This is a genomic window from Gordonia sp. Z-3 (assembly GCF_036233855.1).
In the GTDB taxonomy this organism is placed as follows: domain Bacteria; phylum Actinomycetota; class Actinomycetes; order Mycobacteriales; family Mycobacteriaceae; genus Gordonia; species Gordonia tangerina.
On the sequence record NZ_JAZARS010000014.1, the window covers coordinates 78,117 to 100,991 of the forward strand.

Genomic DNA, 22,875 nt, shown 5'->3' on the forward strand with positions numbered 1-22,875 from the left:
TGGGGTGGCACGCAGACCGCAATGACATTTGGTTAGGGTAACCTACCAAAAAAAGGTTAGCCTAACCAATTGTGTCGGTCTGCCCGCTGTCAACGAGCGTGAGGTTCATGGCCCCTATGAACCTTGCTACGTTGACCACTGAAAGAGGCACTGTCGAGAGTAGCAGGATGGGTAGGAAAGCCATGGACGTCCGTCCTCGTAATCCCAAGGGCGACAAAGCCTCAACGCAAGTTGTAGATCTGGCCGTCAAGGTTCGCGACATGCACAAGTCGTTCGAATCGGTCCATGCCCTCAACGGTGTGTCCTTCGATGTGCCGCGCGGCGGGGTACTGGGCATCCTGGGGCCCAACGGGGCCGGGAAGACCACCCTGGTGGACGTGCTGTGCACATTGATCCAGCCCGATTCCGGGTCTGCGCAGGTGTGTGGACATGATCTGATCGATGATCCGGCCGGCGTCCGCAACGCCATCTCGATGACCGGACAGTACGCGGCGCTCGACGAAACCCTCGGCGGCCGCGACAATCTCGTCTTCTTCGCCCGCATGCTGGGTCTGCGGCGAAGCGCCGCCCGCGAACGTGCCGACTACCTCCTGGAACGATTCGGTTTGACCGATGCCGCCAAGCGGCCCGTGTACGCCTACTCCGGCGGCATGCGCCGACGCCTCGACATCGCGTGCGGCCTCGTCACCCGGCCATCGGTGGTGTTTCTCGACGAACCGACGACGGGCCTCGACCCCCGCAGCAGGCAGGCAGTGTGGTCACTGGTGGAGACGCTACGCGCCGATGGCATCACCACCCTGCTCACCACGCAGTACCTGGAGGAGGCCGATCTGCTCAGCGACAACATCATCGTGATGGACCGCGGACGTGTGGTCGCCGAGGGAAGTGCCGACTCACTCAAGCAGCAGGTCGGCGGCACCTACTGCGAGGCGATCCTCGATGATCCCACCCAGAGTGCAACGCTCGTTGCGGCCATCGCCGGTGAACTCGGTGCGGCACATCGGCCTTCGGTCTCGGCGAATGGTGCGGTCACTCTCACCGCACCCGACGGCGTGGCGACCATGGAGCAGGTGATCGCGCTCGCGCGCACCGCCGGTGTACGGCTGCTCGATGTGGGTCTGCGCAAGCCGACCCTCGACGACGTCTTCCTGACCCTCACCGGCCCGCCCGGTGACCACGTGGGCGTCGGCGGATGACGGCGCACCTCCCGGTAGTGTGGCCGGACCGATCCGACCCGGCCGTATTCGTCCGCGGTCCGGTGTTCTGGCGGCAGTGGGTCGCGGCAACCGGACGTGCCGTTCGCTCGGCCCACTCCGAGGGCGAATTCGTCATCGCAGTGGTGATGCCGATGGTGTTCGCGCTCGGTTTCTATCTACCGCTACGGCTGATCATGGCCAACCGGGGTATCGACTACGCGCAGTTCCTCATGCCGATCATCGTGCTGCAGGCGATAGCATTCACCGCGGTCGCCGCAGCGCAACGGGCGACGCTGGAGAAGCTGCGCGGGATGAGTCGCCGGATGGCGTCGATGCCCGTTCGCCCCCTCGTTCCGCTGTTCGCCCGGATGAGCACCTCGATGATCAGATCGGTGATCTCGGTGATCGCGGCCCTCGTCTTCGGAGCACTGCTCGGGTTCTCCTTCGATGGCAGCACACTCGACACGATCGGTTTCATCGCATTCGCACTCGCCGTCGGCCTCGTGCTCGCCATCGGCGCCGACTCGCTGGGGCTGATAGCACGCAACGCCGAGGCCACGTCGCAACTGCTGGTGTTGCCGCAGCTCGTACTCGGTCTGCTGTCGACCGGATTCGTACCGGAGGACAGCTTCCCCGGCTGGGCCCAGCCATTCGCACGCAACCAGCCGATTTCCCACTTCGCCGCGACGATGCGCGACCTCGCTGCGGGTGAACTGACGATGAACACCGCACTGCCGGCACTGATCTGGTTGGCGGCGCTCGCGGTGGTCGTCCTCTTGGCCGCATTCCACACGCAGACCCATCGGCGGTTGTACCCATGACGATCGAGATCCGCGATTCCAACACGGCGCATCGCCTCCCCTTCCCGAGGTGCGAGCGCCGCGCCTCCGAACCCAGCCTGCGCGCGCTGGTTCGCGGAAGTGGACTGCAGGCGCACCGCATCCTTGTCAAGTGGTCCAAGGATCCCGTCACCCTGTTGCAGTCCCTGCTGTTCCCGGCTCTGATGGTGATGCTGTTCTGGCTGGTGCTCGACCGTTCTGTCAGTGATCACGCGGGCACGCCATACTCATTCGGCATGGTGCCGATGGTCGCGCTGATCGGCGCCATGTCGGGCGCCTCGATCAGCGGACTCGGATTGCGCCGGGAACGGACATCGGGGCTGCTGACCCGGATGAGCGCCTTGCCGATCCATCGAGCCGCCCCGATGACGGGCCGGCTCGCTGCCGAGGCGGTTCGCATCGTCATCACCGTCGTATTCGTGCTGATGGTCGGCACCCTGATCGGATTTCACGTCGATTCCGGCCCGGCCGGTTTCGCGGGCATCATCGGCGTGTCGCTCGCTTTCGGCCTCTCGTTCTCGATGATGGTGACCGCGTTGGCGCTGCTCAGCCGCGACTCACACATCGTCGAATGGGTCGCTATCGGAACCAATCTGGCGATGTTCTTCAACACCGGATTCGTCCCCGCCGACGCCTACCCGGCCTGGCTCCGGCCAATCGTTCAGTATCAACCGCTCAGCTGCGGGGTCGAGGCCATCAAAGCGATCGCCACCGACTCTGCGTTGCTCGGTCCCTTGCTCCTCACATTCGGCTGGTCCGCCGCGCTACTCGTTGCGTTCACCGGTCCGGCGATGGTGGGCTACCGCCGCGCATCGATGCGCGGCTGACGGCTCACACGAAGTATCGGCGATGCCGGATGCTACCCCGGATCCGACCGACGAGGTTTCCGGCGTGAAACAGCCAATGGCCCCCTGAAACCCGCGTCAACCGTTGGGGCAGAAGCGGGTTCCGCAGGATCAAGAAAGCCAACAGGTCGAGTAGGTAGTACAGCGGCCTGCCACGCATCCCATAGCCACGGTAGTCCGAGAACAACTGGACAAGACCTTGGCCGTAGGTCACCGACTGCGACCAGAGTCCACGCAGGCTGTCACGGAGGCGGTAAGCGACGAGAGCATCGGCAGCGTGTCCCACCGTGCCGCCCTGCAGCTGCACTCGGAGCGCGAGGTCGGCGTCCTCGTAGCCCCGCGTGTACGCCTCGTCGAAACCGCCAGCGGCGGCCAGCACATCCGACCACGCAGCCATGTTCGCCCCAGTGACGACGCGTAGGAATCCAGGCAACTCGAAAGGAACTGCCGACGGCGGCATGGGGCGCCAGGCTATGACCTCGGGATCGTTCAGGGTCGTGGTCTCAATACCTCCGCTGACCACGTCGTGGTGGGCGGCGCAGGCGACGAGCCGCTCCAACCACTGCGGATGCACCATGTCGTCTGCGTCGCAGAAGGCGATGAGATCGCCTTCGGACTCCGAGATCCCGACATTGCGGGCATATGATGCGCCCACACGTGCCGACGCGTCCACCACTCTCATGTTCACGTCGACACGCAACCGATGCTGCTGAATGTGCTGCCGAAGGCCATCGTCCGAGCCGTTGTCGCAAAGCAGCACCTCGAACCAGCCCGGGTATGTCTGTTCCGCCAGCGCCGCAAGCTGACCGTCGATCGAATCCATGGCGTTGCGGACCGGGATGACTACGGAGACCGAGGACGGAGTCCGCGGCCGCTGCCGGGTAATCCGTTCGCGCGGGGCTTCCGCTGCGCGCCGACCTCGGCTCCGACGTAGGGTTCGCGCCGGAATCCGGCCCGTCTCACCGCGCCAGGAGGCACGGAAGCCGCTGGCAGTGAGGTAGATGCGTGACATTCGGCGCGACCCGATCATCATCGCCCGACCTCGGATCGCGGAGTCCTTGACCAGTGAAACCATCGTCCACAGCGGCTCAGAGCGCCAGTAACGACGATAGAGGGTCAACCGATTCCGTGCGATGTAGTAGTGCCGGAACGGGGCGTCCTCGGAGAACTCGATCCCCGCCCCGCGGCCACGCATCAACCCCCGTAGCGGTTGCGGCGGCCGCCAGACCGCGGTCCGCCCCAGACTGTGGTCGATCGCAGCGCCCGGAACCACCAGAGCATGGGCGCCGTGTGCCCTTGCCCGCAGGTAGAACTCGGTCTCGACGCAGTCGATGAACAAACTCTCGTCGAACAGTCCGACAGCGGCGAACAGACCACGCGGGAACAGCATCCCCGACTGCAACGGCTCGAACGCGAGCGTCAGGCCCCGGTGGGCAAACCAGAACGGCGCGACGTCCCCGTTGATCTCGCTGGGCGACAACATCACTGTGGACATCCCAAGCGAAGCTGCAAGATCGAGATGGTCGATCATACGGCGAACGTAGTCAGGCCCGATCCGGGTGTCCTGATCCAGTGTCAGCACGGCATCAGCACCGTCGGCCAGTGCAGCTTCGATTCCCCGGTTGAGCGCAGCAGCGATGCCACTGTTGGCGGGTAGTTCGATGACAGTCGCACCCATCTGTGCGCAGCTGTCGAGCACGTCGCGAACCGAACCGTCCGGATCCACAGCCAGGGAGGGTGAACCGTCATCCACGATGATTACCCGAATAACTTGTCCGAGAACTGATTCTACGGTATCGACGAGACTCTCATCCGGCTCGAATGCACTAACGACCGCCACCACCGATGGCCACTCCTTCACTGCGCCGCCTGCCTTGCCGGGTCCTGCAGAACCTCGTCGACGACTCGGGCCGTCTCGGCGACATAGGGCACCCGCACCATCGAGTGATGGTCCCCACCGACATCGACAACCGTCACCGCGCCGGTGGTGAAATGCGACCAGAGCGACATGTCGTCGGTATTGGTGCGTGCCCGGATCATTGTGATGGGACCCGCAAACGGACTCGGACGGTGGCGGCGAATCATCCGGGTTCCCAGATCGAAGAAGACGGCCCACTGCAATGTCGTGGGCAGGCGGACCACTCCGGCCGTCAGCATCAGCCCGTTCATCGCAATCACGTTCCAGGCGCGCTGCCACCGAGGCCTATCGTCCACGGGTTGTGAGGTGCCGGCACGATCGGGCAACGCATCCATACCCCTTGCAGGAAAGGGAGTATCGCTCTTCCGTCGCCTCGGCAGACCAAATCTCCGCCCCTGCAGCCGTCGGGCGAGCACAGGGTCGATGAGCGCATCCAGCACCACGACCGGACCACCGGGCTCGCCCTGTTGCGCCATCTGGGCTGCTGCTTCGATCGCTACGAAACCACCCAGCGAATATCCCCCAATCCGGTAGGGCCCGTGGGCTTGGACTGAGCGAATGTCCGCAATCACTCGGCGGGCTGCAGAACGAATCGATCTATCCGCTCGCCCCCTGCCTTCGATGCCGTGTGCCTGGATTGCATAGATCGCCCCATCCGAATCGAGTTCTCGCGCCAGCGCGGTGAGACTCGTGGCGAGGCTTCCGGCACCGGCGACCAGGAACAGTGGTTCTGAGACGCCCTCCCGAAGGCGGACAAGCGTCTCGCCACTCGCGGCTGCCGAGCGCTCCGCATTGGCGGCGTCGAGTATCGGGGCAAAGTCGGCGATCGTCGGCGCCGTCGCGAGCATCGCGGTGTTCAGCCGGACCCCGAAACGATGCTCCAGATCCGCGAACATGGTGGCCGCGGCCAACGAATCACCACCCAGCTCAACGAAATCTTCGTCGCGACCGACCTGCTCGAGGCCGAGAACGTCGCGCCACAGCACGGACAGCGTCGATTCCGTCGGTCCACGAGGAGGCTTCGGTGTCGGTCGGGGCAAGGGAGCCGGGAGGGCCGCTCGGTCCACCTTCCCGCGTTCATTTCGCGGAAGGTCGGTCATGATGACGACGTCACGGGGAATCATCCAGGGCGCCAGCGTCGTGGCGAGCGCTGTCCGAACTTCAGCGGGCGACGGAGTCCACTTCGACGGATCAACGGCGACGTGGGCGATGAGTTGGGTACGTTCGGTATTCGCCGACACCACGACGTCGACGGTCCACGGCATCGCGCGCAGCGCGGTCTCCACCTCGGCGGGCTCCACCAGGTAGCCCCGAACCTTGATCGCATCATCACGCCGACCCAGCAGATGCAGCATCCCACTGTCATCGAAACGGCCCAGATCTCCGGTGCGCAAGCGCGACCGACCATCTCCGATCGGTTCGAACCGCTGCGCCGTGAGCTCGGGGTCGTTGTGGTAACCCGACGCCAGGTGACCCGACTCCACCACGATCTCCCCGACGTCGCCGGCGTCCACATCGTCGCCGTTGTCGTCGACTATCCGCACATGCTTGTCACCGGCCGGAATGCCCACGGCCACGGCCCCATCGGGCACTGCGCGGTCCGGCCCGAAGAGGTTGAAGGCGAGATTGCCGATCTCCGAGGAACCCGACCAGCTGCAGAACGTGCCGGACGGCATCACGGTGCGCCGCACCCGGGTCACATCGGCACCGCGGACGGGTTCACCACAGGTCGACAGCAGGCGCAGTTCAGGGAGTGCGGCGTCGGTGTCGAGGTCACCGAGCCACGACCGCAGCAGCGACGGCGTGCAGTGCGCGGTCGTCGCGGCCTCGGCACACAGCCAGTCACGCAGGCCGGTAGTGGTGCGCCGGCGCACATCCCACAGCAGGAGGGTGGCCCCGTTTAGCAAACCCATCACCAGGCAGTCGACGCCGGCACCGAAGCTGATCGGCAACAGCACGGCCATCCGATCACCCGGCCCGAGACCGAGGAACTCGCGACCGTCGGTGGCCTGGTTGACCCAGCCTCGTTGGGAGTGGATGAGCCCCTTGGGCTTTCCGGTGGAGCCGGAGGTGAAGACGAGGATCGACGGATCGAGCGGGTCGGGCTCGGGCACCGGAGCATCGGACGGGGGCAACGCTGCCATTGACGCGGGATCGAACCGTCGGGCCCCCGACAATGCGAGGATGTGTTCGCGCCGCTCCGCGGGCAACAGCGGGTCCAGCAGGATCACCGGATGGCCGGAGCAGAGCACCGACAGCACGGCAAGGACAGAGTCGACATCGGACTCGACGTCGACGGCGATCGGCCGGCCGGGTTCGTCGACGGCGGCGGCCAGCGCGCGGCCGCGTTCGTCGGCGCGATCACGGGCCGCACCATAGGTGAGCGAACCATCCGGGCTGCGCACCGCGATCGCATCCGCGTAACGGCCGGCCACCGCGCGCCACCGTGCGACCGTGGTGGCCGGCTCAGCCATCGAGGCCTGCCGCCAATGTCGGCCAGGACCGGTGCAACTCGTCCTGCCAGTACCCCCAGGAGTGGGTGCCGGTGGATGGGAGGTGTACCTGCGCCGGAATGGACAACTGCCGCAACCTGTTCGCCATCGCCTCGGTACACGCGCGGGTGGCCGCCTCCAACGCGCCGCCGACCAGGATCTGGTTGGCGATCGGCGGGGCACCCGGCGCCTGCGCGCTCGGCGTGTCGTACCGTCCCGGTGCACCACTGCCGCTGGACAGGTAGAGGTGGGTTCCGCGAAGCTTCTCAGCGTTGACATACGGGTCGTGTGCGCGCCACTGCCGCGATCCCGTCGGACCCCACATGTTGTCGGCATTGCCACCGGCAGCGGTGTAGACGATGCCCCGGACTGCGGCCTCGCCCTCCGGGGTACTGGTGCGGGCGCAGCCACTGTAGGAGGCCACCGACCGGTACAGGCTCGGCGCGATGGTCGCCAGGTCGAGTACCGACGTCGCCGACATCGACAGTCCGGCGATGGCATTGCGACCGTTCGTGCCCAATGCGTCATCGACGACGTCGGGCAGCTCATCGGTCAGGAAGGTGGCCCACATCGGTTGCCCCACCTGCGGATCGGCGGCGATCCAGTCGGTGTAGTAGCTACCGAGACCACGTGCGGGAATCACCACATTGACGAACTTGCCGGCGAAGAACTGCTGGGCGTCGGTTTGCGCGAGCCAGTTGGCCCCGTCCTCTCCCCCGCCGGCGCCGTTGAGCAGATATAGGGTGGGGGCGCCCATCGGGGCACCGGCCGGACGGATCACCTGAAACGGAATGTCGATCCCCATCGCCGGCGATCGCACGATCATCTGCCAGAGGGTCCCGTCGACCTGAGTCAGCCCGGTGAGCGTGGTGCGCTGGTCGGGGTCGCGCGCGTCGGCCCGTCCGGGCCCGAACTGTGACATCACCACGGTGAGCAGAATCGCCGCTATCACCGTGCGCCCGAACCACCGTGGGCGTCGTGGCGAGGTTCGCTGAGCTTCACAACGCGCCCCTGAAAACGGCGCCGAGGATGTCATCAGTCGATTCAAACCGGAAACACCCCTACACATGCAAGTTAGCTTAGCCTACCTTACACACATTGCCCGGCCGGGGCCGCGAAACCGGCGGGCCTGTGACCGGCACAATCACCCGAAAAGTGCAACGTCCGTTGAGCCGCAAGCGATATCGGAGAACCGACCCTCCGGAGACCAAGAATCACCGCTCCAGCAGACCCCGCACCGACGCCGGCACCGCACCCGGCGTCGCGGTCACCGGATCGCCGTAGACGGTCTTCATCGGTACGTGTCCGGTCCACCCGATGGCCCCGTCGTCTCCGGGTCCGCCGGCGCGCGCCTTCGCCAGCCAGCACCCGTCCATGATCGGCAACGCGAGGATCGCCGTCGCCGACAGTTCTCTCCGCGTGTGCGCACGCACCTCCGCACTGCGGCCCGGCAGGATCGCATCGGAGAAGATGTCGAGTGCCCGGGAAGCGTCGTCAGCGTCGACCGGCTGCAGCCGCCCGCGCACGACCGCTGACCGATAGTTCACCGAATGATCGAACAACGTCTCCGCAACCACCAGTCCGTCGAGAAGAAACGCCGTGAACGTCACCGGCGCACCGGCGGCGACGTGCCGCAACGCACCGGCCCCCGACGACCCGTGGATCAACAACCGATCACCGTCACGGGCGGCGAGCATCGGTACCGACCACGGGAGGCGATCGTCGGTGACCGTGGACAGCACTCCCACTCGCGCTTCGTCGAGGACCTCGTCAAGCAGTCTGCGATCACCGGCGCGGTCGGGCTTACGTGTGAGAGTTGCGAGTTCGTCGGTCGTCATGGGTGTCAGGATGCCCAGCCGACACCGGTACACGCCACCGAATATCGATTGCAGTCACCACGTGAGTTCGTCGCGGCAGCGACGTTGCACCGCGGCCGGATCCACCTGGATGGTTGCGTGTTCGAGTCCGTGGCGGGCCATGACCACCTGCGCGGCGGCCAGCACATCGGTGTTCGAACAATCGCTGTCGAGGTGCACCGTCGCCACATCCATCCCCGTGGTCAACGTCCACACGTGCAGATCGTGGACGTCGTCGACCGACGGGATGGCGGCCAACTCGCGCCGGAGAGCCTCCACGTCGACATGTGCCGGAGCCTGTTGGTTGAGGATGCGCATCGCATCGAGCGCCAGTCGCACCGCCCGCGGTACCACCCACAGGGCGATCAGCACCGCCACCACGACATCGGCGTACCCCCACCCCGTGGTCAGTGCGACGACACCGGCGACCAACACCCCCACACTGCCCACCGCATCGGCGAGGACCTCCAGGTAGGCGCCGCGTACGGCGATCGATTGCCGGGAGTCGGCGCGCAGCAGCATCATCATCGCGACGTTGACGGCGAGCCCGATGAGCGCGACCACGATGAGCGTCAAGCCGGGAACCTCGGGGTCGGTGCCGATGCGGCGGATCGCCTCGTAGAGCACGAAGGCCGCGACACCGATGAGCAGGACCGCGTTGGCGACGGCGGTGAACACCTCGGCCCGATGCCAGCCGAAGCTGCGGTCGTCGGTGGCCGAGCCGTGTCTGGCCAGGAGCAATGCGACGAGACCCATGAGCAGGGCCACCACGTCGGTGAGCATGTGGCCGGCGTCGGCGATCAATGCCAGCGAGTCGACCAGCAGGCCGGTCACGAGTTCGACGACGAAGTACGCGGCGATGATTCCGGCGGCCAGCGCCATCGGCCAGATCCGGCGATGGCCCGCCGACGTCGCGGTGGTCGCCGTCGGCCCGTGCGAATGCGAATGTGAATGTCCCATCTCGCCGCCAATATATGCAGATTTTCGCATATATGACAAGAGTGGCGCTCCCCACCATGAGGCGTGGCGTGGTGTCAGCGCAGGGTGGCCGCAGCCGACGACCGCCGCAGGCCGCTGATCATCAACATGTCGATCAGCAATGAACGGAGCTCGGCCATCACCGCCGTCTCCGACAGCGAACTATGTGCGACGAGCTCGGGTTTGGCCTTGCGCGCGACGCTGCGCAGCACTCGCGCGGCATCTGCCTGGTCGGGTTCCTCCCCCGGCTTGGCGATCATCATCGCCCGCAGGACCTCGAAGGCCTCGCCGATGTCGTCGAGGATGTCGATGATGGCCGGGTCGAGCGCCTCCCCGCGCTGCGTCATGCCCAACGCGCGCCGCGCGATGATGCGGAAGTTGCGCACCGCGTTGTCGATGGGGTCGGCGGTTGCCGAGATGCGCTGAAGCCGCTCGCGCGACGTCCAGTACAGCGGAGAGATGGCGCTGACCTCTTTGCCGCCGCGCATGTCGGACCGCATCGTGTTGATGGCCTCCTGAGTGCCCCGCGCGGACGCCAGCGCGGCGAAGACCTCGGCCTCGTCCATCTCGCGCAGACCGCTCGCGAGGCGTCTCGACGCATCCCGCATCGTGGCAAGCAGGCCGGCGGCATCGCGGCGGGCCCGATGGGCCGGATTCACCGGAACCAGCGCCCCGATGAGGATGCCGATGAGACCACCGATCAGCGCGTCGATCGCGCGGTGGAAGCCGCCCACGCCACCCGGCGGCAGCAACGTGGCCACCAACACCGCCGACGACGCGGCCTGCATGGGGATCAGTGGGCCGTCGTCGATGAACACCGCGATGGTCATCGCGAGTGCGACCACCACGATGATCTGCCACGTACCCGAGCCGATCACCGAGATCAGCAGGTCCCCGACCAAGATCCCGATGACGACACCGCTGACCAGTTCTGCCGAGCGACGCCATCGTTTGCCCAGCGACAGTCCGAGCGAGATGACGGCGGCGATGGGCGCGAAAAAGGGCTGCGGATGGCCGAACACCACCACAGCCACCCACCACGCGACCCCGGCTGCCAGCGAACACTGGATGATCGGGACGATCGACAGCCACAGTCGGCGGACGCGTCGATGCAGCGGAGTAGGCAACGCGTTGAGGCGGGCGCGCAGCCATTCGGTCACGGCGGTTGGTCGATCTCTGCGATCAGTGGTCGCGCCGGCTGTCGATCACGCCAGTCCGAGGTGCGTCACAGCGTTTGGATCACTGTCGTTGAGCAGGTCCAGGCACCGCAGGTACTCGTCCTGCTCACCGACCGCGTTGGCCGCACGGGCGAGCGCACCGACGCACCGCAGGAAACCCTGGTTCGGCTCATGGCTCCACGGCACCGGACCGAATCCCTTCCAGCCGTGTCGACGCAGCTGATCGAGTCCGCGGTGATACCCGGTGCGCGCGTACGCGTAGGCCTCGATGACCTTGCCGATGTCCGAGCCGTCCGCAGACGCCTCGAGCGCCGCATCCGCCAGGTACGCCCAGGCGATGGATGCCGTCGGGTGTGCGGCGGCGACCTGTGCGGGTGCGGTGCCGTTGAGCAGGTCCGATTCCGCCTCGTCGTCGCCGGTGAGCAGCACCGGCTGCGGGCCCAGGAGATCTCCGAAAGAAGTCACCACACCATTCAAGCACCTCGCCTCGGCGCGGGCGGAGAGCCGGCCGGTCCACTCGACCCGACTGTTGGGCGGGCCAGGCAATGCCGTCAGCAGTGTGAACCGCCCACCGAGTGCTGAATCGGGGGGCCATTCGCTAGGGTGAGTGGCGCGATCGGCCACGACGTATCCCCTTCGGCGGGGAACGTCGCACACTCACCGACGCCGATCAGATTCCATCCGGGGAAGCGGGGTGTAGACGACGATGCCTTCAGCACGCGACGACGGATCGTTGATCGGCCGCGCCCTGCAGGCGTGGCGTAATCGCGGTAACGACCAGGCGGCCCGACCCGGCCGTCGTGGTCCGGACGATTCCTGGGTCGACAGTACGAAGGGCGACGACGCAGCGGTGACAGACGAGACGAACAACGACGGCCTGAACGAATCCTCCTCGGATGACGCGTCGACGAACGCGAACGAGTCAACCGACCCGACCGCTGCGGTCGACGACCAGCCCGAACGCGACACCGCCGCGGAATCCGCAGAGGACGAGGTCACGGCCGGCGACACGACCGACGACGGTTCCGATGCTGAGCCCGACGCCGACGCCCACCCCTCTGATGACTCGTCGACAGACGAGGCAGCGCCGGAGGCCTCCGACGGGACCGCCGACGAAGACGAGGACACCCCCGAGCAGCAGACCGAGGCTGAGTCGGACGCCGAATCGGCCGATGATGCCGAGGCCGAGCCCGCGGCCCCCGAGGACGACGCGACAGCGCTCGACGAGGCAGCCGGAAACGGCGACGAGGCCGGAGACGCCGCGGAGGACCGGTCTGAACCTGCCGACACCGAACAGCCCGACAACGACGCGTCCGACCCAGCCGAGACGACCGACGCCGAGCCGGTGAAGACCGAGCCCACCCGGCCGAAGCCGAAGGGTGGCCGGGGCATCGACTCCGCGACCGCGGTCATCCGACGCGAGGACCTGCCCGAGATCTCCGAGCTCGAAGACCTCGACAGCATCAGCGCCGTGGACGACGCGGACACCACCGCGGCCGACGTTGACACCGAGCCGGAGGCTCCGACCGAGCGCGCGAAGCCCGGCGGTGGGATCGGGCCCACGGATTCGGCGACCACCGTCATCCGACGAGATGACCTACCCGACGATGACGAACTCGAGGACCTCGAGTCGATCGAGACGGTCGCCGCGCCGTCCCCCGCAGCCGACGGCGAATCCGATGAAGCTCCCGCTGATGGCGATACACCCGATGACGGTGCATCCGATGCCGACGCCACCGGCGCCGAGGCCGACGCCGGCGGGACCGACGACCACAACACCGACGCCGACGACCCGACCGACGAGTGGGTCGACGTCGACGACGCTGCCGCCACCGCGAGCGACTCCGACTCCGACAGTCAGGACGATGACGAGAAGTCGGGTACGACGAAAGCGTTCCCGGCCGCGGCCACCGCGACCGGGACTGCTGCCGCCGGGGCGGCCGGGGCGGCAACCACCAAGACGTCCGCAGCCGAGGGCTGGTCGACCGCCGCCCACAAGCCGGAGGTCATCCCGTCCAGAAGCGATGCGGAGCGGGCCACGACGTCCGGGTCCGGCACGTCTGGGAGCGGAAAGTCCGGGGCCGGGAAGTCCGCAGCCGAGAAGTCCGGGGGCGAGAAGTCCGGCGGAGGCCGCCGATGGTGGATTGTCGCGGCGGCCGTGGTCGTCGTACTCGCAGCTGCCGGTGCGGTCTTCGGATATCTGAACCTGCGTCCCCCGGCCCCGGCCGACGAGGCCGCCGACGCCGCCGAGGAGTTCTCGACCGCTCTCTACGAGGGCGATCTGGCCACGCTGCGATCCGTCACCTGCGGCGAGCGGCATCAGTTCTACGCCTCGATCAGCGACGCGGACTTCCAGAAGATCTACGACGGTCAGAAGTCCCGTGACGAACTGGTCCGCATCGACGAGATCAAGGCGGTCAAGCTGACCGGCGAGGGCGATCAGGCGGTGGTCGAGGTGTCCGCGGTGCAGAGCGCCAACCCCGACCAGCCGCAGACCGTGACCATCAACCTGCAGAAATCCGGCGAGGAGTGGAAGGTGTGCACGCCGCAGTGACCAGCACCGGTCCTACGGAACCCCTCCGACACCAGTCGAGGTGGGTACATCACCCGAACGGTCCCGCACCGCATTCCGCTCCGCACGGTACGGCCTACCGTCGATCCGATGCGCCGCTGGCCGGTCTGCCGCTGTCGGCGGTCCCGCCGCTGCCAGAGTCCCCGGTCTTCGAACCCCAGACCCGGCCGTTGCGGATCGAGCGCCAGGCAGCCCGGCCGCTTCCGACCGCCCGACCGGCCCGCCGGCAGCGCCTCGATCCGCCGGTCGTGATGGCGGCGCTGGTCATGGCGGCGCTCGCGGTGGGCGTCGTGGTGGGAATCGCGACCCTCTGACCATCTCCTGAACGGCCGACAGCGCCCGGCGAACCGGGCGCTGTCGAGTGGTTACGCGGGTCGTTCAGGCGCTGATGGACTTACCCACCGACTTGAGGTCGGTGCAGGCCTCCACCACACGCTCCGACATCGAGGTCTCGGCCTTCTTCGACCAGCCGCGCGGATCGTAGGTCTTCTTGTTGCCCACGTCACCGTCGACCTTGAGCACGCCGTCATAGTTCTCGAACATGTGCCCGGCGACCGGACGGGTGTAGGCGTACTGGGTGTCGGTGTCGACGTTCATCTTCACGACGCCGTAGCTGAGGGCCTCCTCGATCTCGCTCTTCAGCGAGCCCGATCCGCCGTGGAAGACGAAGTCGAACGGCTTCGCGCCCTCGGCCAGACCGAGCTTCTTGACCCCGACCTCCTGGCCGGTGTTCAGCACGTCGGGACGCAGTTTCACGTTGCCCGGCTTGTAGACGCCGTGCACGTTCCCGAAGGTCGCGGCGAGCAGGTACCGGTTACCGGTGTCGCTCGCGCCCAGCGCGTCGAGGGTCTTCTCGAAGTCCTCGGGGGTGGTGAACAGCTTGTCGTTGATCTCGTTCTCCACACCGTCTTCTTCACCGCCGACGACGCCGATCTCGATCTCCAGGATGATGTTGGCGGCGCCCGCCTTCGCGAGCAGATCTTTCGCGATCTCCAGGTTCTCGTCGAGCGGCACGGCGCTGCCATCCCACATGTGTGACTGGAACAGCGGGTTCTTCCCGGCGTCGACGCGCTCCTGCGAGATCGCGAGCAGCGGACGCACGTAGGTGTCGAGCTTGTCCTTGGGGCAGTGGTCGGTGTGCAAACCGATGGTGACGTCGTACTTGGCGGCCACCACATGGGCGAACTCGGCGAGCGCCACCGCGCCGGTGACCATATCCTTCACACCGAGGCCGGAACCGAATTCCGCACCACCGGTGGAGAACTGGATGATGCCGTCACTGCCGGCATCGGCGAAACCCTTGATGGCTGCGTTGATCGTCGACGACGACGTGCAGTTGATCGCGGGGAACGCGTAGCCCCCCTTCTTGGCCTTGTCGAACATCTCTGCGTACTGCTCTGGAGTTGCAATGGGCATCGACGAAATCCTTCGAACGTAGGGTTCTCGCAGGCGCGAGCTGCCATCGCGTCTCAGTATGGCAGGTGCGCGGCGCGCTGTTGCGGCTGCAGGTGGACCCGCGGGCCCGGTTCCGCCGACGCTCGGCCCGCCCGGTTTGACCGTTACGATGGCAACCGTGTCGTCGTCAAAGGAGAAACGGGTACCGCAGGATCGTCCATCTCCCAACAATCACCGTCCGTCGGCCGGTGTCACCGTCGCCAACGTGGTGCGCGGCGGTCTGATGGGACTGGCCGAGACCGTGCCCGGTGTCTCCGGCGGAACGGTCGCACTGGTCACCGGCATCTACAGCCGGCTGATCGCATCGGCCAAACACCTCACCGACGTCCCGCGGGCGGTGGTCCTGCGCTCGGACTGGCGGGCCCAGATCCGCCAGGTCGACTGGTGGTTGCTCATCCCGGTCGCGATTGGCATGCTCATCGCCGTCTTCTCCATCGCCGGGGTGATGGAGACGTTCGTCACAGAGCAGCCCGTTTACTCCAAGGCACTGTTCATGGGCATGATCGCCGCCTCGGTCGCGATCCCGTTCCTCGAGGTCCGGCCCGGCGACCTCGACGGTGGTGGCGCCAAGGGCCGCGCCGCGGCAGTGTTCGCCATGATGGCTGTCGCCGTGTTCGTGCTCACCTCGCTACCGCGCAGCGAGATCGCCGATCCGCCGCTGGTCCTGGTGTTCTGCGCCGCGGCGGTGGCCGTGTGTGCGCTCGTTTTGCCCGGTGTGTCGGGTTCGTTCTTCTTGCTGGTGGTCGGCATCTACGCACCCACCATGGCCGCTGTCGACGACCGCGACCTGCAGTATCTGTCGGTTTTCGCCCTAGGCGCACTACTGGGCATCGTGACCTTCGTGCGCGTGCTCGAATGGCTGCTCGAACACCATCACACCACCGCCATGATCGCGGCCGCCGGCCTTCTGCTGGGTTCGCTACGGGCGCTGTGGCCGTGGCAGACCGACGAGGGAGGCCTGATGGGCGTCGGTGGCGACTGGCCCGGTGCGCTCGGGTTGTTCGTCCTCGGTGCAGTCGTGGTGGGATTGGTGGCACTCGTCCAGCACAAGGTCTACTCCACCGACGCCGAGGCTTCGGTCACAGCCACCCCTTAGCCGACTCCCAGCGCAGAAGTACCTTCCGCTCCGGTTGCGCGAGTACATTGGTTCGTCGTGATCGACACCGCCCTTGCCACCACCACGACCAACCTCGCCTTGATGCCGGGGTTTCTGGACCCGGTGAACCTGCTGAACTCGTTTGGCACCTGGATCCTCGCCGGCCTGCTGCTGGTCGTGTTCATCGAGTCGGGGCTGCTGTTCCCGCTGTTGCCCGGCGATTCATTGCTGTTCACCGCGGGGCTGATCGTCGCCGCGAAATCCACCGACATCGAACCGTTCGCACCCCTGTGGGTGCTGCTTGTGACGATCCCGATCGCGGCATTCATGGGCGACCAGGTCGGCTACCTCATCGGCAACCGCGTCGGATACTCGCTGTTCCGACCGAACGCGAAAGTGCTCAAAGAGCGCTATATCTTCGAGGCCCACGAGTTCTTCGAAAAGCATGGGCCCATCACGATCTTCCTGGCACGTTTCGTACCGATCGTGCGCACCTATGCCCCGCTGGTCGCGGGAGCTGCCAAAATGCGTTACCCGGTGTTCCTCACCTACAACGTGGTCGGCGCGATCGCGTGGGGCGCCGGTGTCACCCTGCTCGGATACTTCCTCGGGCAGATCGCGTTCATCCGCGACAACATCGACATCATCTTCCTGCTGATCGTGTTCGTCTCGGTGGTCCCGATCATCGCGGAGGTCGCCAAGCGGTTCCTGCGTTCTCGCAAGCCGGTCGTCGAGGAAACGCTCGAGGTGGAGACGCCGGAGAAGCGGACCTCATAGGCTTCCGCGCGGGCGGCTACGGGGTGTAGGCGTACGCCGCAGCCAGATCGATCCGCAGCCACCCGCCGTCGCTGCCCGACTTGTCGAGCGGATAGCCGGGGTCGATCGCGGTCCGCTGCAAGATGTCGAGACGCTGCGCGTCGGTCAGACCCGGGAATCGGCTCGCGAGCAGCGCCGCCGCCGATGCGGGGATCTGGTTGCGCTGAGCCGGCGCCGTCTTGGCGAAGCCGTAGGTCATCATCCGCCGATGCTCGGCCACCGCCTGCTGCGTGCTCATGTACGGGGTGTCCGCGGCGATGAAACGCGTCAGCGACCCACCGACGGCACGTTCGAGTTCGGCTCGAAGCTGACGTCCCGCCTGCTCGACGAGGGACCGAAAGCCCGGGTCGGACAATCGAGCCGAGACGAGATCGGTGGCCATGATCCGCCCGCCCATCACGTCGAGCGGGTAGTGCACTCCGAGCACGATGCGGCCCAGCCCGATCTCGCCGGCGCGGGCGATGATCTGCGGGCCGAGTTCGGGCAACCAGTACGCCATCAGTCCACCGAACAGGTAGCCCATGCTGGTGTGTCCGGACGGATAGGAGCCGTTCCCGCCGAGGTCGGCGTAGAGGTCCTCGCCCGGCCGGTTGTAGCGCTCGATCTTTCCGGGCGCCACCACGAACGGACGCGGGTTGCCGAAGATCTCCTTCTCGATCAGGGTGGTGCCCAGCGGCAGCATGGCGCGTGCCGTGTAGCCCTCGGTGAGCGCGGCGACCTTCGGCACCCGGCCGTCGGCGAGCAGCTTGCGGAAGACCGGCCCGAGCCGCTTCCCGAGCGCTTCGGACAACGAGGTCAGCCGATCGTCGTAGTTGATCGCGATCGCGTCGGCCTGCTGGGCCGGGGTGGCCGAGTTGTTGATCCGGATGACGGTGCGCAGATTCTGGTCGATGATGTCGGGGCGCTGTTCACGCAGAACATCGAAGCCGTCCAGGACCGGCACGTACGTCCCGCCCGGCGGATAGTCCGACGGGTACGGTCTGATGAGCTGGGCGGGTGTGAACGCCGCCGGCGCCGCCACCGGGGTGGGCGCGGCCGCGGCGACTCCCCCGGAGACGAGACCGAGACCGACGGTCAGAGCAGTCAGTACGGAGATGAGCGCGGGGCGTAGGCGCGAGGTCGACACGGGTGATCACTCTTCCGTCCCGGACGTTGGTTGCGCAAGTGAACGATCGGTTACCGTGGGCGCGACCCACCGCCGCGGGCACAGTTGCGGGCAATCGCCGGAGAGCAGGGACCGATGAGCAGCACACCGTGTCGTATCACCGAGTTGTGGCGCCATCCAGTGAAGTCGATGGGTGGCGAGTCGCTCGAGTCGCTCGAGTTGAGACCCCGTGGGGTACATGGTGATCGGCTGTGGGCCCTGCATGATGTCGAACGCGACACCACCATCTCGGCTCGACGGCTGCCCGCCGTCTTGGGATTCTCCGCGCGGTTCGCGGCGCCACCCGGCCCCGATGCGGGCCCGGGGCGGGTACCGGCGGTGATCCTCACCGCTCCCGACGGCTCGGAGCATCACAGCGACGACCCGCAGATCCATTCCGCCGTGTCCGCGCGACTCGACCGCGATGTCCGCCTGATCCCCCTGCCCGACGATCCGCGCGCGCACCGGCTGTCGTGGCGCGAGCGGATGACGTCGCTGACCCCGGGGGCGCTCGCCCGCGATCTAGGTATCGCGTCCGACGAGAAGCTGCCGAAGGTCTCCGACATGAATGCCCGCGCGCTGTCGACGTTGACCCGCAACGCCACCCCGCCGGGTACGTTCGTCGATCTGTGTCCGGTGCATATCATCACCGAGACGAGCGTGGCCACCATCGCCGCCGCGATGGGTATCGAGCACCTCGATCCCCGACGGTTCCGGCCGAACCTGATACTCGCCGGCGACTTCGGCGCCGACGGCCTCCCGGAGGCCCGGTGGCCCGACGCCACCCTGGACCTGGGTGACGCACGCATGCGCGTGGTGATGCGGACGGTGCGCTGCGTGGTGCCCAGCCGGGCACATGTGGGCCTACCGGTGGAGGCCGGTCTGACCCGTGCGGTCGCCACGACCGCCGACCGCTACCTCGGCGTGTATGCCGACGTCGTCCGGTCGGGCCGGGTCCGGGTGGGCGACTCGTTGACGATCACACCGCCGAGCCCACCGTCGGCGCCACGACGACTGGCCCGGCGCGGCCGCGTGCTGGCCTTCGACTCCGCCAACCGGGTCGCCGAGTTGCTGCGTCGCGGCTGACGCATCGGCGCCGCCTACCACGCCGTCCCGAGATCGGCATGCTGACGCACCCAGGCGTGCATCGTAATCCCGGCCGCCACACCGGCATTGATGCTGCGGGTGGAGCCGAACTGGGCGATCGAGACGGTGAGGTCGGCGTGGGTCTGGGCGTCGTCGCTGACTCCGGGGCCTTCCTGCCCGAACAGCAGCACACAGTCGCGCGGCAGGTCTGCCGCCTCGAGGCGAACCGCACCCGGCGTGTTGTCCACGGCGACCACGGCGAGTCCCTCGGCTCGCGCCCAGTCGATCAGCTCGGCCACCGAATCATGGTGCATCAGATGCTGATAGCGATCGGTGACCATCGCGCCGCGCCGATTCCACCGCCGTCGGCCGACGATGTGCACCGCCGCCGCCGCGAAGGCGTTGGCGGTGCGTACCACGGTGCCGATGTTGGCATCGTGGGCAAAGTTCTCGATGGCCACGTGGAAGGGGTGACGCCGGGAGTCGATGTCGGCGACGATGGCGTCGCGCGTCCAGTACCGGTAGGCGTCGACCACGTTGCGGGTGTCGCCGTCGGCGAGCAGCTCGGGGTCGTAGCGTGCGTCGGTGGGGACCGGGGCGTCGTGTTCGGCGATCCACGGCCCCACTCCGACCGACGGCGTCGACCGCGGTTGCCACTCGGTGGGTCCGGTTTCCTCCACGGTCGTAAGTCGCTCCACTCGGGCCTAGCCGAGGCCGAGATCGGGCAAGCCGAGCAACGACCGGTAGGGCACCCCGAGGGCGGAAATCACCTCGTCGGCACCGGTCGCCCGGTCCACCACGGTGGCCACTCCGATGACCGTGGCGCCGGCCTCCCGCGCGGCCTCGACCGCAGCGGACGGCGAGGCACCGGTGGTGGAGGTGTCCTCGACGACGAGCACAGCGCGCCCGGCGATGTCGGGACCTTCGATACGGCGTTGCATGCCGTGGGTCTTGGTGGCCTTGCGCACCACGAAGGCGTCGATGGCCGGGCCGTCGGCGTGCATGATCGACGTGGCGACCGGGTCCGCCCCCAAGGTGAGGCCACCGACCGCGTCATACGACCAGTCGGAGGTGAGTTCGCGCATCAGCTGCCCGATGAGCCGCGACGCCTCGTGGTGCAGCGTGGCTCGCCGCAGATCCACGTAGTAGTCGGCTTGTTTGCCCGACGACAACGTCACCCGTCCGTGCACGACGGCCAGGTCGGTGACCAGTTCGGCCAGGCGGGTTCGGGCGCGGTCGTCGACGGTGGGTGCGGACGCTGACGAAGACATGACGCTGCTCATTTCTGCAAGTGTTGGACGGTCACGGGTGCGCCGACGCGCGCCGCGAGGCCGACGACATCAGCCTTTGCGGTGACGGTTGGGACGATCGGGGGGAGGGGTGGCGCCCGGCGGCATGTCGTAGGGACGACGCCCGTCAGGTCCCGGCCGACGCACAGGCATCGGTTGCATGCGCCGTCCGGGTGCCGATTCCGGAGTTTGACTCCAGGCTCGTGTCGGCGCGGGTGACACCTCGTCACCCTCGGCGGTCGACGGCTCGGGCGCCGCGGTGGGCGGCTGGTGCGGGGCGGCAGCAGCTGCGGGTTTGTCGGCCTCGATCCGCGCGCGGCGCTGCTTGTCGCGCATCGACTCGGTCTTCTCGTCGGCCAGTTCGGCGCGTGTGGGGCCGTGCGGGTCGCGGGGGTCCGGGGCATCCTGCGGATCGACCAGTGGGGGTAGCACGCGCAACAGATCAGCGAACCTGCGGACCACCTCGAGCCCGGTGTCGAGCTGAGCGTCTTCGGTGGTCAGCGGCATCGAGCCGAGCACCCAGTTGCCCTCGTTCCACAGCACCTCGATGAACGGCGGGGCGTTGTTGGCCAACGCCACCATGCGCCGATCGCAGACACGACGCGCCACGTCGAGATTGTTGGAGAACATCACACGCGGCCCCATCGCGCCCAGCAGCTCCACGTCTTCTTCGGCCGGCGCCAGGACGTCCTCGTGGCGAAGGTCGATCACGACCGGGGAGGGGGTCGAACGCCGTACCGCGACCACGGTGGCCGTTTCGGCGAGGTCGAACACCGCCGCCTCGGTACCGGCGTAGTGCCCGTATGCGACGTCCTGCACTGCCACACGGTCGGGCACGTTCATCGTCGCGCGGTGAAAGACCTTGCGCAGCTTGGTGTCCGTTTCACGGAATTTGAACTCGTGCTGGTCCCCCCAGACCGCTCGCCGATGCCGCACAGCACTCGAACGCTGCCGGTCGAGCCACAACAGGGCGACCGCACCGGCGAGTGCCAACACGGCGATCACGAAATACACGATGGTCATCGCGCTACAGCCTACTATCGCCGCCGGTGCGTGTAGCGCCGGCGACATAACCCCGGTCCTTGTCGACGACGTTGCCGAGCACCTCGGCCGGCGGTACGGACGCATCGAGGTAGCGCCGCAGGTTCGTGAGGAACTGTTCGGCGAGTACGTCGCGCCATCCGACGACGTCACCGCTCATGTGCGGGGAGATGGCGACGTTCTCCATCGCCCACAGCGGGCTCGACGGGTCGAGCGGTTCGTCGGTGAACACGTCGAGCGAGGCCGCACCGATGTCGCCGGACCGCAGTGCGTCGATCAAGGCCGGTTCGTCGACAAGCTGACCGCGCCCGACGTTGATGAGGTGCGCATCCGACCGCATCGCAGACAGCACGGCGGCGTTGATCATCCGCTCGGTCTGCGGGGTCAACGGGGCGATCGCGACCACGGTGTCGAATCCGCCGACGTGCTCGGCGAGGTCATCGGTGGGCACGACGGTGCCGAAGTCGGGGTCGTCGGACCGTGCGGTCCGTCCCGCTCCGGTCACCCGAATCCCGACGGCCTTCAACAGCCGAGCGGTGGCGCGACCGATGCCGCCGGTACCGATCACCAACGCCGAGGAGCCCTCGGTGCGCGCGGTCTCCCGATGCTGCCAGGTACGCTGCTCCTGAAATCGCTTGGAGATGTGTAACTGCTTGTCACGCGCGAGGATCGAGGCAAGTACGAACTCGGCGATCGGGCGGTCGAATACCCCCGCGGCGTTCGTGACGACGATGTCCGAGGCGCGCAAGTCGTCGAAGAGCAGCGAGTCCACGCCGGCGGCGCATACGTGCACCCAACGGAGATCGGCGGTCGCTGGACCCCAATTGTCCTTCAGCGCACGGGAAAAGAAGTCCCACACGAGCAGCACATCGGCTCCGGTCAGCGCCGCGGGCAAGGTCTGCGCGGTGCAGGGTCGGATGGTGGCGAGCTCCGAGATCTGATCGAGGTTGGCGGGCTCCGGGACGCCGTCGGCCCCGAGGATCGCGATGGTCGGTCGTTGTGTGGCCACGCCTCACCGTAACCAGGCGCCGCGGTTCTGGCCGCACCTATGGGTTCTGGCCGCAGTTCGGACGC

General features: G+C 67.1%; 21 protein-coding genes. 8 read left to right on the forward strand and 13 right to left on the reverse strand.

Going from position 1 to position 22,875, the window contains the following annotated elements; translation table 11 throughout:
* Window positions 1–260: 260 nt before the first annotated feature.
* The 3 genes from VX037_RS16650 to VX037_RS16660 are packed head-to-tail and all read left to right on the forward strand — an operon-like array spanning window position 261 to window position 2,862.
* On the forward strand, window positions 261–1,196 hold the full coding sequence (locus VX037_RS16650) for an ATP-binding cassette domain-containing protein (protein ID WP_308191710.1): 936 nt from the start codon (window positions 261–263) through the stop codon (window positions 1,194–1,196).
* Window positions 1,193–2,017, forward strand: coding sequence for an ABC transporter permease (locus VX037_RS16655; protein WP_328714998.1), 825 nt, complete (start codon window positions 1,193–1,195; stop codon window positions 2,015–2,017). Before VX037_RS16650 ends, VX037_RS16655 begins: the two co-directional genes overlap by 4 nt.
* A complete protein-coding gene (locus VX037_RS16660) occupies window positions 2,014–2,862 on the forward strand; it encodes an ABC transporter permease (RefSeq protein WP_287015716.1) in 849 nt (282 codons plus the stop codon). Before VX037_RS16655 ends, VX037_RS16660 begins: the two co-directional genes overlap by 4 nt.
* Before the next feature lie 4 nt (window positions 2,863–2,866).
* On the opposite strand, the gene VX037_RS16665 is transcribed toward VX037_RS16660, so the two are convergent.
* From VX037_RS16665 to VX037_RS16695, 7 genes are all read right to left on the reverse strand, one after another.
* Complete coding sequence (locus VX037_RS16665) at window positions 2,867–4,741, reverse strand: glycosyltransferase family 2 protein (protein ID WP_328715000.1); 1,875 nt, start codon at window positions 4,739–4,741, stop codon at window positions 2,867–2,869.
* On the reverse strand, window positions 4,738–7,272 hold the full coding sequence (locus VX037_RS16670) for an AMP-binding protein (RefSeq protein WP_328715002.1): 2,535 nt from the start codon (window positions 7,270–7,272) through the stop codon (window positions 4,738–4,740). Before VX037_RS16670 ends, VX037_RS16665 begins: the two co-directional genes overlap by 4 nt.
* Window positions 7,265–8,212: an alpha/beta hydrolase gene (locus tag VX037_RS16675; protein ID WP_328715050.1), complete on the reverse strand. Its 948-nt coding sequence runs from the start codon at window positions 8,210–8,212 to the stop codon at window positions 7,265–7,267. Before VX037_RS16675 ends, VX037_RS16670 begins: the two co-directional genes overlap by 8 nt.
* A 292-nt stretch (window positions 8,213–8,504) precedes the next feature.
* Window positions 8,505–9,128, reverse strand: a complete 624-nt coding sequence (locus tag VX037_RS16680) for a pyridoxamine 5'-phosphate oxidase family protein (RefSeq protein ID WP_328715004.1) — start codon at window positions 9,126–9,128, stop codon at window positions 8,505–8,507.
* Window positions 9,129–9,182: 54 nt separating this feature from the next.
* A complete protein-coding gene (locus tag VX037_RS16685) occupies window positions 9,183–10,106 on the reverse strand; it encodes a cation diffusion facilitator family transporter (RefSeq protein ID WP_328715005.1) in 924 nt (307 codons plus the stop codon).
* Between the two features lie 74 nt (window positions 10,107–10,180).
* A complete protein-coding gene (locus VX037_RS16690; protein ID WP_235724441.1) occupies window positions 10,181–11,284 on the reverse strand; it encodes an FUSC family protein in 1,104 nt (367 codons plus the stop codon).
* Window positions 11,285–11,329: 45 nt separating this feature from the next.
* Window positions 11,330–11,767 (reverse strand): DUF3151 domain-containing protein, encoded by a 438-nt coding sequence (locus tag VX037_RS16695; protein WP_328715006.1) that lies wholly within the window; start codon window positions 11,765–11,767, stop codon window positions 11,330–11,332.
* A gap of 241 nt (window positions 11,768–12,008) precedes the next feature.
* On the opposite strand from VX037_RS16695, the gene VX037_RS16700 reads away from it, so the two are divergent.
* The gene (locus VX037_RS16700; RefSeq protein ID WP_328715008.1) at window positions 12,009–13,856 is read left to right on the forward strand and encodes an Rv0361 family membrane protein; all 1,848 of its coding nucleotides are present in this window, start codon (window positions 12,009–12,011) and stop codon (window positions 13,854–13,856) included.
* Entirely contained in the window at window positions 13,853–14,188 is a 336-nt protein-coding gene (locus VX037_RS16705) for a hypothetical protein (RefSeq protein WP_328715010.1), read from the forward strand. The genes VX037_RS16700 and VX037_RS16705 overlap by 4 nt, the downstream gene beginning before the upstream one ends.
* Before the next feature lie 64 nt (window positions 14,189–14,252).
* On the opposite strand, the gene fbaA is transcribed toward VX037_RS16705, so the two are convergent.
* Window positions 14,253–15,290, reverse strand: coding sequence for a class II fructose-bisphosphate aldolase (gene fbaA / locus VX037_RS16710; protein WP_266063464.1), 1,038 nt, complete (start codon window positions 15,288–15,290; stop codon window positions 14,253–14,255).
* Window positions 15,291–15,438: 148 nt separating this feature from the next.
* On the opposite strand from fbaA, the gene VX037_RS16715 reads away from it, so the two are divergent.
* Both VX037_RS16715 and VX037_RS16720 read left to right on the forward strand, forming a co-directional pair.
* Complete coding sequence (locus tag VX037_RS16715; protein WP_442903691.1) at window positions 15,439–16,425, forward strand: DUF368 domain-containing protein; 987 nt, start codon at window positions 15,439–15,441, stop codon at window positions 16,423–16,425.
* A gap of 57 nt (window positions 16,426–16,482) precedes the next feature.
* Complete coding sequence (locus VX037_RS16720; RefSeq protein WP_328715013.1) at window positions 16,483–17,202, forward strand: VTT domain-containing protein; 720 nt, start codon at window positions 16,483–16,485, stop codon at window positions 17,200–17,202.
* A 16-nt stretch (window positions 17,203–17,218) separates the two neighbouring features.
* Here the strand turns inward: VX037_RS16720 and VX037_RS16725 are convergent, their stop codons facing one another.
* Window positions 17,219–18,367, reverse strand: coding sequence for an acid phosphatase (locus VX037_RS16725; protein WP_328715015.1), 1,149 nt, complete (start codon window positions 18,365–18,367; stop codon window positions 17,219–17,221).
* Between the two features lie 114 nt (window positions 18,368–18,481).
* Here VX037_RS16725 and VX037_RS16730 point away from each other — a divergent pair, with 114 nt between their 5' ends.
* Window positions 18,482–19,471 (forward strand): MOSC domain-containing protein, encoded by a 990-nt coding sequence (locus tag VX037_RS16730; RefSeq protein WP_328715017.1) that lies wholly within the window; start codon window positions 18,482–18,484, stop codon window positions 19,469–19,471.
* 14 nt (window positions 19,472–19,485) lie between these two features.
* Here the strand turns inward: VX037_RS16730 and VX037_RS16735 are convergent, their stop codons facing one another.
* The 4 genes from VX037_RS16735 to VX037_RS16750 form a co-directional block, all read right to left on the reverse strand.
* Window positions 19,486–20,151: a TrmH family RNA methyltransferase gene (locus tag VX037_RS16735; RefSeq protein ID WP_328715018.1), complete on the reverse strand. Its 666-nt coding sequence runs from the start codon at window positions 20,149–20,151 to the stop codon at window positions 19,486–19,488.
* Between the two features lie 24 nt (window positions 20,152–20,175).
* Window positions 20,176–20,742: an orotate phosphoribosyltransferase gene (gene pyrE, locus VX037_RS16740; protein WP_235724431.1), complete on the reverse strand. Its 567-nt coding sequence runs from the start codon at window positions 20,740–20,742 to the stop codon at window positions 20,176–20,178.
* 69 nt (window positions 20,743–20,811) lie between these two features.
* Window positions 20,812–21,783: a hypothetical protein gene (locus VX037_RS16745; protein WP_328715019.1), complete on the reverse strand. Its 972-nt coding sequence runs from the start codon at window positions 21,781–21,783 to the stop codon at window positions 20,812–20,814.
* 4 nt (window positions 21,784–21,787) lie between these two features.
* Window positions 21,788–22,810, reverse strand: a complete 1,023-nt coding sequence (locus VX037_RS16750; RefSeq protein ID WP_287015729.1) for a D-2-hydroxyacid dehydrogenase — start codon at window positions 22,808–22,810, stop codon at window positions 21,788–21,790.
* Window positions 22,811–22,875 lie beyond the last annotated feature (65 nt).

Coding starts and splice junctions, on each gene's coding strand:
- VX037_RS16650 (WP_308191710.1), top strand. CDS start 261: ATGCACAAGTCGTTCGAATCGGTCCATGCCCTCAACGGTGTGTCCTTC.
- pyrE (WP_235724431.1), bottom strand. CDS start 20,742: ATGTCTTCGTCAGCGTCCGCACCCACCGTCGACGACCGCGCCCGAACC.
- VX037_RS16730 (WP_328715017.1), top strand. CDS start 18,482: ATGAGCAGCACACCGTGTCGTATCACCGAGTTGTGGCGCCATCCAGTG.
- VX037_RS16655 (WP_328714998.1), top strand. CDS start 1,193: ATGACGGCGCACCTCCCGGTAGTGTGGCCGGACCGATCCGACCCGGCC.
- VX037_RS16700 (WP_328715008.1), top strand. CDS start 12,009: ATGCCTTCAGCACGCGACGACGGATCGTTGATCGGCCGCGCCCTGCAG.
- VX037_RS16715 (WP_442903691.1), top strand. CDS start 15,439: ATGGCAACCGTGTCGTCGTCAAAGGAGAAACGGGTACCGCAGGATCGT.
- VX037_RS16675 (WP_328715050.1), bottom strand. CDS start 8,212: ATGTCACAGTTCGGGCCCGGACGGGCCGACGCGCGCGACCCCGACCAG.
- VX037_RS16745 (WP_328715019.1), bottom strand. CDS start 21,783: ATGACCATCGTGTATTTCGTGATCGCCGTGTTGGCACTCGCCGGTGCG.
- fbaA (WP_266063464.1), bottom strand. CDS start 15,290: ATGCCCATTGCAACTCCAGAGCAGTACGCAGAGATGTTCGACAAGGCC.
- VX037_RS16660 (WP_287015716.1), top strand. CDS start 2,014: ATGACGATCGAGATCCGCGATTCCAACACGGCGCATCGCCTCCCCTTC.
- VX037_RS16685 (WP_328715005.1), bottom strand. CDS start 10,106: ATGGGACATTCACATTCGCATTCGCACGGGCCGACGGCGACCACCGCG.
- VX037_RS16670 (WP_328715002.1), bottom strand. CDS start 7,272: ATGGCTGAGCCGGCCACCACGGTCGCACGGTGGCGCGCGGTGGCCGGC.
- VX037_RS16680 (WP_328715004.1), bottom strand. CDS start 9,128: ATGACGACCGACGAACTCGCAACTCTCACACGTAAGCCCGACCGCGCC.